Source organism: Actinosynnema sp. (genome assembly GCF_052038725.1).
The window spans coordinates 1-1,935 of the sequence record NZ_JBQGCX010001194.1; the positions used below are offsets into that span (position 1 = coordinate 1).

4 protein-coding genes are annotated in these 1,935 nt (G+C 73.5%); all 4 read right to left on the reverse strand.

Going from position 1 to position 1,935, the window contains the following annotated elements:
- Positions 1-532, reverse strand: a 532-nt coding sequence (gene rplI, locus ACTUAL_RS25005) for a 50S ribosomal protein L9 (RefSeq protein WP_440901966.1), incomplete at its 3' end; no start/stop codon positions are given.
- 11 nt (positions 533-543) lie between these two features.
- Positions 544-789, reverse strand: coding sequence for a 30S ribosomal protein S18 (rpsR, locus tag ACTUAL_RS25010; RefSeq protein ID WP_440901967.1), 246 nt, complete (start codon positions 787-789; stop codon positions 544-546).
- A gap of 128 nt (positions 790-917) precedes the next feature.
- The gene (locus ACTUAL_RS25015; RefSeq protein ID WP_440901968.1) at positions 918-1,529 is read right to left on the reverse strand and encodes a single-stranded DNA-binding protein; all 612 of its coding nucleotides are present in this window, start codon (positions 1,527-1,529) and stop codon (positions 918-920) included.
- A gap of 16 nt (positions 1,530-1,545) precedes the next feature.
- On the reverse strand, positions 1,546-1,836 hold the full coding sequence (rpsF, locus tag ACTUAL_RS25020; protein WP_440901969.1) for a 30S ribosomal protein S6: 291 nt from the start codon (positions 1,834-1,836) through the stop codon (positions 1,546-1,548).
- Positions 1,837-1,935 lie beyond the last annotated feature (99 nt).

Consider the following 1,935-nt stretch of genomic DNA (forward strand, 5'->3'; position numbering starts at 1 on the left):
GGGGGCCCCCCCCCCCGGGCCCCGCGCCGCCGGGGGGGGCGCCCCCCCCCGGGGCACCGCCCCCCCGGGACGTGCGGGGGGGGGGACCGCCCGCGACGACCTCGACGTCGATGCTCGCGGTGACCTCCGGGGGCAGGCGCACCGGGACGGTGTACGAGCCGAGCGACTTGATCGGCCGGGCGATGACGCCCTTGCGGCGGTCGACGGCGGGCGCGCCCGCCGCCTGCAGCGCCGCGGCCACGTCGGCCGGGGTCACGGCGCCGAAGAGGCGGCCGCTGGCCCCGGCGTTGGCCTGCAGCTGCACGGGGCGCTCCTGCAGGCGGGCGCGCACGGTCTGCGCCTCCTCGATGCTCGCGATCTCGCGGGCCTTGCGGGCCCGCTGGATCGCGGTGACCTGCGCCTCCCCGCCCTTGGTCCACGGCGTGGCCAGGCTGCGGGGGAGCAGGAAGTTGCGGCCGTAGCCGTCCTTGACGTCGACGACGTCACCGGGCTCGCCGAGACCGGTGACCTCCTGCGTGAGGATGAGCTTCATGGGGGGCCTCCTCAGCGACCGGAGCTCGAGTAGGGCAGCAGGGCCATCTCGCGGGCGTTCTTGATGGCCTGGGCGATCTGGCGCTGCTGCTGGACCGTCACACCCGTGACGCGGCGGGCACGGATCTTGCCGCGGTCGGAGATGAACTTCCGCAGCAGGGCGGTGTCCTTGTAGTCGATGTACTCCACCCCCGCGGTCTTGAGCGGGTTGAGCTTCTTCTTGGGCTTGCGCAGCACCGGCTTCTTGGCGGCAGCCACGGTGTCTCCTCGTGTCTCGGGAACGGGTACCCGGCGCCCGGGGGGCGCCGTCAGGTTCTGGTGTCCGGCGCGGGGGCCGGAGGAGGGTGCCGCGCGACGGCGGCACCGAGGGGCTCAGCCTGTCGGGCTCAGAACGGGGGCTCGTCGTCGGAGCCGGCGTAGCCGCCGGCCGCGGGACCGGTCGCCCAGGGGTCGGCGTAGCCGCCGCCCTGACCGCCCTGGCCACCGCCCTGGCCACCGCCGGACCAGCCGCCCTGGCCGCCCTGGCCACCGCCGGGGCCTGCGCCCCAGCCGCCGCCCTGACCGCCCTGGCCGCCGCCCTGACCGCCCTGGCCACCGCCGCCGCCCTGGCCACCGCCGAAGCCGCCGCCCCCGCGCTGGGTGCGGTTGACCTTGGCCGTCGCGTAGCGCAGCGAGGGGCCGATCTCGTCGGCCTCCAGCTCGATGACGGTGCGGTTCTCACCCTCCTTGGTCTGGAAGGTGCGCGACTTCATGCGACCGGTGACGACGACGCGCGTGCCCTTGGTGAGGGACTCGGCGACGTTCTCCGCGGCCTCGCGCCAGATGGAGCAGCGCATGAACAGCGTCTCGCCGTCCTTCCACTCGTTCGACTGACGGTCGAACGTGCGGGGGGTGCTCGCCACGGTGAAGTTCGCCACGGCGGAGCCGGACGGGGTGAAGCGCAGCTCGGGGTCGCCGGTCAGGTTGCCGACGATCGTGATGATGGTCTCTCCGGCCATGCCGACTCCCCAGGCCTCAGCGGGCGTCGGGACGGATGAGCTTCGTCCGGACGATCGACTCGTTGAGGTTGAGCTGACGGTCCAGCTCCAGGGCCGCGGCGGGCTCGGTCTTCATCGTGACGACGGCGTAGATGCCCTCGTTCTTCTTGTTGATGGGGTAGGCCATGCGGCGCTTGCCCCACACGTCGACGTTGTCGATCGTGCCGCCGGCCTCGCGGATCACCGTGAGGTAGCGCTCGAGGCTCGGGGCCACGGTGCGCTCCTCGAGGTCCGAGTCGAGGATGATCATGAGCTCGTACTGACGCATGTCGGGTACCCACCTCCTGTGGTCTCGTCGGCCACGGTCGTTCCGTGGCAGGAGGGTGTTCGCGTCCGTGCCGCCCGGCGCCCCGTCCGTAGGGGTCCC